This is a genomic window from Plantactinospora sp. B5E13 (assembly GCF_039871775.1).
GTDB lineage: Bacteria > Actinomycetota > Actinomycetes > Mycobacteriales > Micromonosporaceae > Plantactinospora.
The window spans coordinates 155,717-167,565 of the sequence record NZ_JBDPLT010000006.1; the positions used below are offsets into that span (position 1 = coordinate 155,717).

Genomic DNA, 11,849 nt, shown 5'->3' on the forward strand with positions numbered 1-11,849 from the left:
ACGGCTGGCCCCGGGGCGTTGACGCACACGGCCCGCCGTCAGCGGCCGTACGCCTCGAGCAGGCGTAGCCAGACCTCGCTGACGGTGGGGTACGCGGGAACGGCGTGCCACAGCCGGTCGATCGGAACCTCGCCGACGATGGCGATCGTCGCGGCGTGCAGCAGCTCCGCGACGTCCGGGCCGACGAGGGTGAAACCGACGATCACCTTCCGGTCCTCGTCGACGACCATCCGGGCGTGGCCCTGGTATCCGTCGGCGTGCAGGGCGGCTCCCGCGACGGCGGCCAGGTCGTAGTCCACGACCCGGATCCGCAGCCCGGCGGCCTCGGCGGCGGCCGCGGTCAGCCCCACCGACGCGATCTCCGGGTCGGTGAAGACGACCTGCGGCACGGCACGCTCGTCGGCGGTGGCGACGTGCCGACCCCACCGACCGTCGTCGACCTTGTCGCCGCCAGCCCGGGCCACGATGACGTCACCCACCGCGCGCGCCTGGTACTTACCCTGGTGGGTCAGAAGGGTGCGCCGGTTGACGTCACCGGCGGCGTAGAGCCATCCGTCGCCGATCAACGCCCCGTTGTCGTCGACGACCCGCAGCGTGTCGTCGACCGTCAGCCAGGCCCCGGGCTTCAGACCGATCCGGTCGAGGCCGATGTCCTGCGTGTTCGGCGTACGACCCGTCGCGACCAGGAGTTCGTCAGCGTCGACCTGCTCGCCGTCGGTGAGTGTGAGGCGTACCGTGCCGTCGCCGTCCCGGCGCACCGAGGCGGCTTCGGCGCCGAGGCGTACGGTCACCCCGGCTTCCCACAACGACCGCGTGACCTGCTCGGCCGCGAACGGCTCCGCCAGCGGCAGCACACCGTCCCGGGCCAACACCGTCACCGTCGAGCCGAGACTGGCGAACGCGGTCGCCATCTCCGAGGCCACCACGCCGCCACCGATGATCGCGAGTCGACCGGGAACCTCGCTCGCCGCGGCTGCCTCCCGGCTGGTCCACGGTGCCGCCTCGCGCAGCCCGGTGACGTCCGGGATCAGCGCACCGCTGCCGGTCGCCACGACAACCGCGTGCCGGGCGGTGAGCGAGACGGTCTGCCCGCCGTTGGTCACCTCGACGACCCGGTCGGAACTGATCCGACCCTGGCCGCGGTACAGCGCGATCCCGGCCGACTCCAACCACGACACCTGCCCGTCGTCCGACCAGTTCGAGGCGAAGGAGTCGCGACGGCGCAGCACGGCGGCCGCGTCCAGGTCGCCGGTCACCGCCTCGCGCGCGCCCGGTAGCCGGCGCACCGCCCGCAGCGCGGCCGGGCTACGCAGCAACGCCTTGGTCGGCATGCAGGCCCAGTACGAGCACTCGCCACCGACGAGTTCCCGCTCGACGATCGCGGCGGTCAGGCCACCCTGCACGATGCGGTCGGCGACGTTCTCCCCGACCGGGCCCGCACCGATGACAACGACGTCGTACGTGACGTTCTCCATGTCAGTTCGTCGCCTTCGCCGCACGGCCGAGGCGGATGGCGGAGATGAGGAAGAAGATCGCACCGGGGATGGCGTAACCGATCGCGTTGGTCAGCGCCGGGTTCTCCGCCGAGGCCGCCGCGAGGAACGACCCACCGGCGAGCACGGAAAGACCACCGCTGAAGATCATCGGCCACTGGCCACCCATCCGACGACGGGTGACACCCACGATCAACTGCACCAGTCCGGCCACGATCGCCCAGGCACCCCAGACCCGCAGCATCGCGTCGATACCGGAGGTGCCGGCGATGCCCAGACCGACAGCGGCGAGGAGGCTGACCGCAACGTTCACGTACAGCAGGGTGGGTGATCCGGTCACGCGCGACGCGCGGGCGTCGACGATGGCGGCGGCCACATCGAACAACGGGTAGATCACGAAGAGCGTGACGGCGAGTGGGTTGAGGTCTCCGGCGATCGCAAACGTCACACCCGCCCAGACGATGGCGAAGACGAAACGGACGAGGTACAGCCGCCGCAGGGCGGACGCCGTCGTCGAGATGCCGGGTACGGCAACGGTGGTCATGGTCATCCTTTCGGTGGCCATTGGAGAGGGACCGCGACCAGCGGACACCCCACCGGGCGCCACCCCAGTAGAACGAACGTTCTGTCCGCCGTCAAAGGTAGCGAGCGCGCAGCAGCTTGTCAAGACCGAACGTTCTACCCACCTGGCGCGCCGCCGGCTATCCTGAGGCCCACCGCGGAGGTCCGTCCAGCCGGACCCGACACCGCTTCGCGACACGGCCGACCACCGGGCCACGGCCGACACCAGGCACGGTTGGACACGCATGGTCGGAGCGTAGTGACCGAACGTTCTGTCCGTTAGCATGGAGTCATGGCACGTAGCGAAACTGGGGTCCGGCCGTCCGAGGCGCGACAGCGACTTCTCGACACCGCGACCAGGATCTTCTACGGAGAGGGCATCCACTCGGTCGGTGTCGACCGGATCATCGCCGAGGCGAAAGTCACCCGGGCCACTTTCTATCGGCACTTCCCCGGCAAGGAGGACCTTGTCGTTGCCTATCTGCAGGCAGCCGACCAGGCCATCCGTGACCAGGTGGAGACGGCCGTCACCGCCGGCGTACCGGCACCCGACGCCCTCCGGGCCGTTGCGGAATCCATCGCCCACGGCATCCGCTCCGCCAACTTCCGCGGCTGCGCCTTCCTGAACGCCGTGGCCGAGTATCCCGATCCCGACCATCCCGTGCACCAGGCCGTCCTCGCGCACCGCCAGTGGTTCCTCGACACGATCAACACCTTGATGGCGAGCATCCAGAAGGCCGAGGCCGAACCCGCCGCACAGCACTTCGTCATGCTCCGCGACGGCGCCATGGCAGCCGGCTGCCTCTTCGATCCGGACCTGATCTGCGAAACCTTCCTCCGCGGCGTCGAGGGACTCATCCGGACCCACGCCGCACGCCAGCCGTCCTGAGCAACCAGGCGCTCACCGACCGGGGCGTCCCGCCGGCCGCCCCGGTTCCGGCGTAGCGATCGGCGCCTGTTCGCGCGGGTCGGGCCCTACGGTTGGGTGGCGGTGTCGAGGACCGCAACGTCCGGTCCGGTCGAGCCGCCATACGTGGCGATCTTGTACTCGGTCGCCGCCAGGGAGAGGGTCAGTTCACGAATCCGGCGACGGATGATGTCGCGATGTTCGAGCAGCATGTCGAGCCGCTCGGGCACCGTGCCCTGCCCGGCGTCCACGAGCGAAATGTAGTGCTGTAGGTCGCGCATCGGCATCCCGGACAGCCGCATCCTGGTGAGGAACACCAGGCGCCGCACCGCTTCGGCGTCGTAAACGCGATGACCGTAGCTGTCGCGGGCCACCTCGACCAGCCCGGCCCGCTCGTAGTAGCGCAGCGTGTGAGGCGTGATGTCGAGCAGGTCGGCGACCTCGGCGATCGTCATCGGCCCGGGGACGTCGGCCAGGTTGGTGAGACGGTGGATCGCCTCGACCGACAGCGGCCCGTCGTCCCCCACCGTTTCCAGGGCCCTGGCCATCAGATTGTCGGTGGACATAAGAGCAAGCCTAGATCGGCCGGACCGGTGCCGGGACGCCGTCGAAGTCGGCGCTGCGGGCGGTCTCGGCCCACCGATCGACCTCGTCCAGACCACGCCGGTACACGCCCGAGATACGCTCGACCGCCTCGCGCCCGAGCGGCAGGCGCAGCGGCACCTCGTCACTGTGCGCGAGGGACACGATGATCTCGGCCGCCCGCGCCGGGTCACCTTCCTGGCAGCCGTCGGTCCCGGACATGTCCGCGCGGACGGCGGCGAGCAGATCGCGGTAGGTTTCGGACACCTCGGCGAATTCGAGCACCTCGGCGGCGTTGAAGTCGGTCCGGAACCGGCTCGGTTCGACGATCATCACGCGGATCCCGAACGGTGCGACCTCCCCGGCCAGCGCCTCGGACCAGCCCTCGAGGGCGAACTTCGACGCGGAATAGGCCGACACGCCGGGGAACGACATCCGCCCGCCCTGGCTGCTCATCTGCACGATCGTCCCGGCACCCCGGGTACGCATCGCCGGCAGCGCCGCGCGGACGAGCGCGGCCGGGCCGAACAGGTGCAGATCCATCAGCCCGCGCAGCTGCAGGTCGCTGACCTCCTCGACGGCTCCGACCACGGCCCGGCCCGCGTTGTTGACCAGAACGTCGAGCTGACCGAAGCGGTCGAGAGTGGCCCGCACCAGCGACGCCGCCGCGGCGATGTCTCGGGCGTCGAAGTTCGCGATCAGAAAGTTGTCGGGGTACTTGGCCGCCAGGTCGACCACACTGTCCGGCCGGCGTACCGCCGCCACCACGTTGTCGCCTGCCGCGAGCGCCGACTCCGCCAGTGCTCGCCCGAAACCGCGGGACGCGCCGGTGATGATCCAGGTCTGTGTCGTCATGGCGGCAACGCTATGGCTTTGAGCGCGCGCGAACGCAAACCCGCTGCGACGCATCGTCTGATCGGCCGTAAGGGCAGCGTCTGTCCTGCGTCTTGGGCAGCACCCCCGCGTTTCACCGAGGGCAAGGGCGTCAAGAACCGGCTGCATCTCGATGTGCGGGTAGGGACCATCTGCCGACCCTCATAGATAGAACGGACGTTCTGTCTGTACATACGCTAGCGCGCCGGCCCTCCATCAGCAATACCGAACGTTCTACCCGGGCTGCCGTCCACCGGACTGCCGCCGATCAGGCCGAACCGCGCCGGACCAGGTGGGTGGCCAGGAACACCGCAGGCGAGGCGATCTCGTCGCCCCGGATCTGGGCGGCGAGCAACCGGGCCATCTCCCGGCCCATCGTGATGACCGGCTGGTGCACGGAGGTGAGCGGCGGATGGGAGTGCAGGGCGAGCGAGGAGTCCTCGTAGCCGACCACCGCGACGTCCTCCGGAATGCGCCGGCCCGCCTCGTGCAGCACCTGCATCGCGCCGAGAGCCATCAGGTCCGAGGCCGCGAAGACCGCGTCCAGGTCACCGCGGACCAGCAGTAACCGGCGCATCGCGGCAATCCCGCTCTCCGCACTGAAGTCGCCGTACTCGATCAGGTCCTCCTGGACCGGGCGGCCGTACGCGGCGAGCGCCGCCCGGTAGCCGTCGAGCCGGTGCACCCCGACCCCCATGTCCTGCGGTCCGGCGATGGTGGCGATGGTCCGGTGCCCGGTGGCCGCCAGATACTCGACCGCCTGCCGGGCCCCGCCGACGTTGTCCACGTCCACGAAGTACGCCGGCTGGGCGCCCGGCTCCAGCATCCGGGCGGGGCGCCCGCCCAGTACGACCGGCAGTCCACGCTCCACCAACAGCCCCGGCAACGGGTCGGCGTCATGCAGGGAGATCAGCATCACGCCGTCGACGTGCTGGTCGGTGAGCTGGTGCTCCATCTTCTCCCGGCCGCCGGGCGACTGGATCCAGGACAGCCAGAGTTGCAGCGGGGTGTCGGCCAGACCGGCGCTGACGCCCCGGGCGATACCGGCGAAGAACGGTTCGCCGAAGGCCCGGTCCCCCGACTCCGAGATGACCAGGGCCACCGAGTCGGTCCGCTGGGTGACCAGGGTGCGGGCGGCACGGTTCGGCACGTACCCGAGTTCCCGGACAGCGGCCCAGACGGCGGCCCGGAGCGTGGGGCTGACCTGGGACGAGTTGTTCACCACCCGGGACGCCGTACCCCGTCCGACGCCGGCCCGGGCCGCGACCTCACTCAGGGTGGGGCGACCGCCGGCCCGGCCGCGCTGGGTTCTCATGTCTGCTCCCGGTGACAGCGGCGATCAACAGGTACGGGTGGCCGGGAGGGCCCATGATCGTCACTGGACCACGTCGACATGCCGCCCAGATTGGGGTTACCTCGATGATGATAGAGCTCGATACGCGCTTCCGGTCCTGACCGTCCGGTCCGATCGCGGCATGTGACACCGACCGACCGGAAGGAGACCCGTGACCCGCTACGGTTGGTTCCTCGGCCACGAGGAGTGGCAGCCGGAGTCGCTCGTCGAACGGGCCCGGGACGCCGAGCGCGCGGGCTTCGACGCGCTGCTCGTCTCCGACCATCTGCAACCCTGGGTCGACGACGCCGGGGCCGCCGGCTTCAGTTGGTCGACACTGGGCGCACTGGCCGTCGCCACCCGGCACGCCACGCTCTTCTCCGCCGTGGCCTGCCCCCTGTTCCGACAGCACCCGGTGCTGGTCGCGCAGGCCGCGGCCACCGTCGACCGACTGTCGGGGGGACGGTTCGCCCTCGGGGTCGGCACCGGCGAGGCCGTCAACGAGGCGGCCCTGGGGCGGTTCCCGCCGCACGGCCGGTTTCCCCGGTACGCCGAACGGCTGGCCCGGATGACGGAGGCGCTCGGCCTGCTCCGAGAATTGCTCGACGGCGACCCGGTGGACCGTCCGGACGGCACCTACTACCCGGTCTCGGCGGTCCGGTTGTTCAGTCCACCGTCGACCCGGGTGCCGATCCACCTGGCGGCGGCGGGTCCCCGCTCGGCGGCCACCGCGGGCCGGTTCGCGGACGGGGTGCTCACCTCGGTGAAGGACCCGGACGACACCGGCCGGCGGGTGGTCGACGTGGCCCGGGCCGCCGCCGAGGCGGCTGGTCGTACCGCGCCGGACGTGGTGCTGACCACGTTTGTCGTCCTGGCCGGGAGCGACGAGGAGGCGTGGCGGGCGCTGCGGCCGTGGCGTGGCCTGCGTACGCCCGGACGACTGCGGGCCACGGATCCGGCCCGGCTGCGCCGTACCGCCGACCGGCTCGGTCCGGAGTGGATCCTCCCCCGCTACCGACGGGTCGCCAGCCCGGGAGAGCTGCTCGACTTCTGTCGGCGAATACGTGACCGCCTCCGCCCCGACGTGCTGGCGTTCCAGGTGGCGGCGGTGGACGGGACCGCGGCGGTGGCCCGGTTCGCCGAACTGGCGGACCGGCTGCGTCGGCGTTGACCAGCGTGGCGGATTCGTATTCGAACGTATGTTCGATAGAATGTCGAGGTGTTCGACAGCCGAGACCAGACCAGTGACCCGGACGTCTCCGCCCCCACCCACCGACCCGTCGACCGACACCGACTGCTCTCCCGGGCACACCACATCGCCGCCGACCACGCGGGCGGCTACCGGGAGGGGCTGACCCGAAGTGCCGCCCTGGCCGAGCTCGCCGACCTGGCCGCGGCGCCCGACGTCCTCGCCGAGGCCGCGGCCCGGCACGCCGTCGCCGACACCTGGTACGCGATCCACGCGGTCGACCTGCTGCTCGAAGCGGGCGCCCCACAGCCGCTCGTCGACCACTACCTCGATGCCGGGGTGTCGCCGGACTGACCGGTGCGCCGCAGGTCCGGGAGCAGGTCGCTGCGTCGACGGCCACGCCCTCCGGCAGCCATCCACCCGCTCGTGTAGGTTAGCCTAACCTCAGAACGAAGTGGATACGAACGTGCGGACCGGACCACCCACGGCACGTACCGTCCTGACCGGCGCCGTCACCGGGCAGGCGCGGCACGTCGTCACCAGCGCGGCACTCAACGCCGCCCACCAGGGCGGCGAGGCGCTGATCCCGGTACTGATCGGTGTGGTCATCGACCGCGCGGTCGGGCAGGGCGGCCCGGTGGACCTGCTCCTCTGGATCGGCGTCGTGGCGGTCATGTTCGCCGCGCTCTCCACCGGTTTCCGGTACGGCGCCCGCAGCGGGGAACGCGCCGCCGAACAGGCCGCGCACCAGCTGCGGATCGGCGTCGCCCGCCGGGTACTCGACGATCGCGGCGGCGCCGAGCACCGCCACCTCCCCGGCGCGCTGGCGTCGATCGCCACCAGCGACGCGGAACGGGTCGGCATGGTCAACCTGGCGCTCGCCGCCGGCACCGGCGCGCTGGCCGGCCTCCTGGTCGGCGGAACGGCGCTGCTGGTCGTCTCGATCCCCCTCGGGCTGCTGGTCCTGGTCGGCGCGCCGCTGCTGCTGTGGTTGGCACAGCTGCTCGGCCGTCCACTGGAGCACCGCAGCTCCACCGAGCAGGAACACGCGGCGTACGCCTCGGGACTGGCCGCCGACCTGGTCGCCGGCCTGCGGGTGCTCAAGGGGCTCGGCGCCGCACCAGCGGCCGCGGACCGCTACCGGCTCGCCAGCCGGCACTCCCTCGCCGCGACCGTCCGGGCCGCCCGGGCCCGGGCCTGGCACGACGGCATCCTGCTGGTCGCCACCGGGCTGTTCGTCGCCGCGGTCGGCCTGCTCGGCGGCCGGCTCGCCACCCAGGGCGAGATCAGCGTCGGACAACTCGTCGCCGCCGTCGGCCTGGCTCTCTTTCTGCTCGGTCCGCTCTCCACCGTCAGCTGGGTCAACGCCGAGTTCGCCCAGGGCCGGGCCTCCGCCGCGCGGATCGCCACGGTGCTCGGCGCGCCGCCCGCCACCACGGGCGGCGCCGACCACCCGGCGGACCCGGTACGCGGTCAGCTCGCCCTGTACGACGTCCGGCACGGCACGCTGCGCGGGGTCAGCCTGCACGCCGCGCCCGGCGAACTGCTCGGCATCGTGGCACCCGACCCGGTGACCGCCGCCGACCTGCTGCGTTGCCTGGCCCGGGAGGTCGACCCGGAAGCCGGCCGGATCGACCTGGACGGCGTCCCGCTGGCCACCCTCGATCCCGGGCGGCTGCGGGCCGCGATCCTGGTCGCCCCGCACGAGGCGGACCTGTTCGAGGGCAGCCTGCTCGACAACGTCACCGCCGCCGCGTCCGCCCCGGCCGCCGTGGCGCCGGCACTCGCCGCCGCCGACGTGGCCGAGGTGGCCCGGGCGCTGCCCGACGGCGTACGGACCAGACTCGCCGAACGGGGACGTTCGCTCTCCGGCGGTCAACGGCAGCGGGTGGCACTGGCCCGGGCCCTCGCCGCCGGCACCCCCGTGCTGGTCCTGCACGATCCGACAACCGCGGTCGACGCCGCCACCGAGGCCCGGATCGCCGACGGCGTACGCAGACTCCGCCGGGGCAGCACCACCCTGCTGGTCACCACGAGTCCGGCCCTGCTCGCCGTCACCGACCGGGTCGTGCTGCTCGAGGCCGGGGTGGTCCGGGCCGACGGCCGTCACCCGGACCTTCTACGGGACGACACCGGCTACCGGACGGCGGTGCTGACGTGACCGCCGCCGGACCGGACAACGGCGCCGACCTGAGCGCCGCGGAAGCCGACACCCTGCTGCCGACCGCCACCGGACCGCAGGTCCGGGCCGCACTGCGTGACCTGATCCGGCCCCGCCGGCTGCTCGCGATACGCGGATTCGGGCTGCTCCTGGCCGCGACCGCGGTCGGTCTGCTCACCGCCCCGCTACTCGGCCGCATCGTGGACCTCGCGGTCGACGGCCGGCCCCCCGGTGCGGTCACCGGGCCGGTGCTGCTGCTCGCCGCCGTCGCGGTCGGGCAGGGCGTGCTGCTGGCCCTCGGCCTGTCGCTGGTCGCCCGGCTCGGCGAGGGCATGCTCGCCGAACTGCGCGAACGGTTCGTCGACCGGGTCCTGGCACTGCCGTTGGAGCAGGTGGAACGGGCCGGGTCCGGCGATCTGACCGCCCGGGTCACCGGCGACGTCACGGTCATCGCCGAGGCGGTCCGGACCGCGCTGCCGCAGCTCGCCCGCGCGCTGCTGACCATCCTGCTGACCCTGGTCGGACTCGCCGTACTGGACTGGCGGTTCCTGCTGGCCGCCCTGCTCGCCGTACCGGTGCAACTGCACACCGTCCGCTGGTACGGGCGACGGGCACTGCCGCTCTACGCCCGCCAGCGGGTGGCGCTCGGCGTACAGCAGCAGCAACTGCTCGACACGATCGGCGGGGCGGGTACGGTACGCGCGTTCCGGCTCACCGAGCCGCACCTGGCCCGGGTCGCCGAACGCTCCACCGCCGCCGTCGACCTCACCCTGCGCGGGATCGGGCTGGTGACCCGGTTCTACGGGCGGCTCAACCTCGCCGAGTTCATCGGCCTGAGCGCGGTACTCGTCGCCGGGTTCCTGCTGGTCCGGGCCGACGCGGTGAGCGTCGGTACGGCGGCCGCCGCGGCGCTCTACTTCCACAACCTGTTCAACCCGCTCAACGCCGCGCTCAGCCTGGTCGACGACGCGCAGTCGGCGGCGGCCAGCCTGTTCCGGCTGGTCGGCGTCAGCCGGCTGGCGTCACCGGCCCGATCCGTCACCCACTCACCCGACTCTGCCCAGGCCATCGGAACGTCCGGTCCCGCCCAGGTGACCGACCCGGCCGGCACGCCGGACACCGTCGGCCCGGTCGAGGTGCCGGACGGCGGTAACCCGGTCGGCGTCCCGGACCGTGTCGGCCCGCCGGGCGCGACCGGCCTCCAGATCGAGGTCAAGGGCCTGCGCTACGCCTACACCCCCGGCCACGACGTGCTGCACGACGTCAGCTTCAGCGTGGCACCGAACGAACGCGTCGCCCTGGTCGGCACCAGCGGCGCGGGCAAGACGACCCTGGCCAAACTGATCGCCGGTGTCCATCAGCCGGACAGCGGTGTCATCCGACTCGGCGGGGTGCCGGTCGACGAACTCGACACCGGGGTCGCCGGCCGTACCGTGGCGTTGATCAGCCAGGAGGTGCACGTCTTCGCCGGGCCGCTGGTCGAGGACCTGCGGCTGGCCCGTCCCGGTGCCGGCGAGGACCAGATCCACGCGGCGCTCGACCGGGTCGACGCCCTGGACTGGGTACTGGCCCTGCCGGACGGCCTGGCGACCGTCGTCGGCGACGGCGGGCACCGGCTCACACCCGCCCAGGAGCAGCAGCTCGCCCTGGCCCGGCTGGTCCTGGCCGCGCCGCCGATCGCCATCCTCGACGAGGCCACCGCCGAGGCCGGAAGTGTCGGCGCCCGCCTGCTGGAGACCGCCGCCACCCGGGCCCTGCGGGGGCGTACCGGGCTGGTCGTCGCACACCGGCTCACCCAGGCCGCGGAGGCGGACCGGATCATCGTGCTGGACGCCGGCCGGGTGGCCGAGATCGGCACCCATCACGACCTGGTCGCCGCACAGGGGCGGTACGCCGCCCTCTGGTCCGCCTGGGCCGGCACCCGAGGGTGAGGGAGCTCCTTCCCCGCCCCGGCGGGCCGGCCCGCCAACCGTCCGCTGTGGACGGCAAAACTCGCGGTCGGCCGTCGTACCCGGATGGCATGCTGCCCCGGTGACACCGCTGCGCTTCGTCAAGGGTGACGCGACCAACCCCCAGGCCAAGGGCCCGAAGATCATCGGTCACGTCTGCAACGACCTCGGCGGATGGGGCAGGGGCTTTGTGCTCGCGCTGTCCCGGCGGTGGCCCGAGCCCGAACGCGACTACCGGCAGTGGCACCGGCAGCGCGCCGGCAACGACTTCGGGCTCGGCGCCGTCCGCCTGGTCCAGGTCCGTGCGGACATCTGGGTGGCCAACATGGTCGGGCAGCGCGGCATCCGGCACGGGTCGGCCGGCCCGCCGATCCGGTACGACGCGGTCGCGCGCTGCCTGGAGACGCTGGCCGGGCACGCCCAACGGCTGGACGCCTCGGTCCACCTTCCCCGGATCGGCTGCGGACTGGCCGGTGGCCGGTGGCAGCGGATCGAGCCGCTCATCGTCGACGCCCTCTGCGCGCGGGACGTCCCCGTCACGGTCTACGACGTGAGCTGACCGGGTCACCCCGCCCGCTCGGCGTCGGCCATCCGCTCACGCAGGCTGCGCGGCCGCAGGTCGGTCCAGTTCGTCTCGACGTACCCGAGGCAGGCGTCCCGGGGTTGCGGCTCGTCCGCGCCGAAGACGACCGTCCAGCCGGCCGGCACCGCCACGAAGGACGGCCAGAGCGAGTGCTGTCCCTCGTTGTTCACCAGCACCAGGTAGCGGCCGTCGGGGTCCTCGAACGGGTTGGTGGTCAT

The 11,849-nt window shown here is 72.4% G+C and carries 12 protein-coding genes; 6 read left to right on the top strand and 6 right to left on the bottom strand.

Annotated elements, in window-relative coordinates:
• Positions 1 to 38: 38 nt before the first annotated feature.
• Both ABGB05_RS08125 and ABGB05_RS08130 read right to left on the bottom strand, forming a co-directional pair.
• Positions 39 to 1,475: an NAD(P)/FAD-dependent oxidoreductase gene (locus tag ABGB05_RS08125; RefSeq protein WP_347652572.1), complete on the bottom strand. Its 1,437-nt coding sequence runs from the start codon at positions 1,473 to 1,475 to the stop codon at positions 39 to 41.
• A 1-nt stretch (position 1,476) separates the two neighbouring features.
• Positions 1,477 to 2,037 carry a hypothetical protein gene (locus ABGB05_RS08130; protein WP_347652573.1) on the bottom strand — a complete coding sequence of 187 codons (561 nt, stop codon included), beginning with the start codon at positions 2,035 to 2,037 and terminating at the stop codon, positions 1,477 to 1,479.
• Between the two features lie 309 nt (positions 2,038 to 2,346).
• Here ABGB05_RS08130 and ABGB05_RS08135 point away from each other — a divergent pair, with 309 nt between their 5' ends.
• Complete coding sequence (locus tag ABGB05_RS08135; protein WP_347652574.1) at positions 2,347 to 2,943, top strand: TetR/AcrR family transcriptional regulator; 597 nt, start codon at positions 2,347 to 2,349, stop codon at positions 2,941 to 2,943.
• A gap of 86 nt (positions 2,944 to 3,029) precedes the next feature.
• Here the strand turns inward: ABGB05_RS08135 and ABGB05_RS08140 are convergent, their stop codons facing one another.
• The 3 genes from ABGB05_RS08140 to ABGB05_RS08150 form a co-directional block, all read right to left on the bottom strand.
• On the bottom strand, positions 3,030 to 3,527 hold the full coding sequence (locus ABGB05_RS08140) for a MerR family transcriptional regulator (RefSeq protein WP_347652575.1): 498 nt from the start codon (positions 3,525 to 3,527) through the stop codon (positions 3,030 to 3,032).
• Between the two features lie 10 nt (positions 3,528 to 3,537).
• Positions 3,538 to 4,452 (bottom strand): SDR family NAD(P)-dependent oxidoreductase, encoded by a 915-nt coding sequence (locus tag ABGB05_RS08145; RefSeq protein ID WP_347652576.1) that lies wholly within the window; start codon positions 4,450 to 4,452, stop codon positions 3,538 to 3,540.
• Positions 4,453 to 4,684: 232 nt separating this feature from the next.
• Complete coding sequence (locus tag ABGB05_RS08150; RefSeq protein ID WP_347652577.1) at positions 4,685 to 5,731, bottom strand: LacI family DNA-binding transcriptional regulator; 1,047 nt, start codon at positions 5,729 to 5,731, stop codon at positions 4,685 to 4,687.
• Positions 5,732 to 5,921: 190 nt separating this feature from the next.
• Between ABGB05_RS08150 and ABGB05_RS08155 the strand changes: the two genes are divergently transcribed.
• The 5 genes from ABGB05_RS08155 to ABGB05_RS08175 all read left to right on the top strand — a co-directional run bounded on the left by ABGB05_RS08155 (position 5,922) and on the right by ABGB05_RS08175 (position 11,607).
• A complete protein-coding gene (locus ABGB05_RS08155) occupies positions 5,922 to 6,920 on the top strand; it encodes an LLM class flavin-dependent oxidoreductase (protein WP_347652578.1) in 999 nt (332 codons plus the stop codon).
• A gap of 48 nt (positions 6,921 to 6,968) precedes the next feature.
• Positions 6,969 to 7,292 (top strand): hypothetical protein, encoded by a 324-nt coding sequence (locus tag ABGB05_RS08160; RefSeq protein ID WP_347652579.1) that lies wholly within the window; start codon positions 6,969 to 6,971, stop codon positions 7,290 to 7,292.
• A gap of 100 nt (positions 7,293 to 7,392) precedes the next feature.
• Positions 7,393 to 9,099, top strand: coding sequence for an ABC transporter ATP-binding protein (locus ABGB05_RS08165; protein ID WP_347652580.1), 1,707 nt, complete (start codon positions 7,393 to 7,395; stop codon positions 9,097 to 9,099).
• On the top strand, positions 9,096 to 11,030 hold the full coding sequence (locus ABGB05_RS08170; protein ID WP_347652581.1) for an ABC transporter ATP-binding protein: 1,935 nt from the start codon (positions 9,096 to 9,098) through the stop codon (positions 11,028 to 11,030). Before ABGB05_RS08165 ends, ABGB05_RS08170 begins: the two co-directional genes overlap by 4 nt.
• Before the next feature lie 100 nt (positions 11,031 to 11,130).
• Positions 11,131 to 11,607, top strand: coding sequence for a macro domain-containing protein (locus ABGB05_RS08175; RefSeq protein WP_347652582.1), 477 nt, complete (start codon positions 11,131 to 11,133; stop codon positions 11,605 to 11,607).
• 5 nt (positions 11,608 to 11,612) lie between these two features.
• Here the strand turns inward: ABGB05_RS08175 and ABGB05_RS08180 are convergent, their stop codons facing one another.
• On the bottom strand, positions 11,613 to 11,849 hold the full coding sequence (locus ABGB05_RS08180) for an MbtH family protein (protein ID WP_347652583.1): 237 nt from the start codon (positions 11,847 to 11,849) through the stop codon (positions 11,613 to 11,615).